Genomic DNA, 620 nt, shown 5'->3' with positions numbered 1-620 from the left:
GGTCACGATGCTGACGCGATCAATGCAGCGATTGAAGCGGCAAAAGCGGATCCACGTCCAACACTTATCTGTACTAAAACCATCATCGGTTTTGGTTCACCAAACAAAGCGGGCTCTCACGACTGTCACGGTGCACCACTAGGTCACGACGAAATTGCAGCAGCACGTGAATTCCTGGGTTGGGAACACGGTCCATTCGAAATCCCTGCTGACATCAAAGCAGAGTGGGATGCAAACGAAGCGGGTAGCGCAAAAGAAGCAGCTTGGAACGAGAAGCTAGCGGCTTATGAAGCGGCTTACCCAGAACTAGCAGCTGAGTTTAAGCGTCGTGTGAACGGTGAGCTTCCAGCTCAGTGGGAACAAGAAGCAAGCAAGATCATTGCTGATCTTCAAGCTAACCCAGCAAACATTGCATCTCGTAAAGCGTCTCAAAATGCTCTAGAAGCGTTCGGTAAGATGCTTCCAGAATTCATGGGCGGCTCTGCTGACCTAGCACCATCAAACCTCACCATGTGGTCTGGCTCTCAGTCGCTAACGGCTGACGATGCGTCTGGTAACTACATCCACTACGGTGTACGTGAATTCGGTATGACCGCGATCATCAATGGTATCGCTCTGCA

The 620-nt window shown here is 51.0% G+C and carries 1 pseudogene; it reads left to right on the top strand.

The features are described from left to right. Window positions 1–620: pseudogene (locus OH456_RS25930) on the top strand (transketolase); the annotation flags it as partial.

The organism is Vibrio sp. La 4.2.2, assembly GCF_027586995.1.
GTDB lineage: Bacteria > Pseudomonadota > Gammaproteobacteria > Enterobacterales > Vibrionaceae > Vibrio > Vibrio mediterranei.
This window is presented reverse-complemented; position numbering and strand designations above follow the sequence as displayed.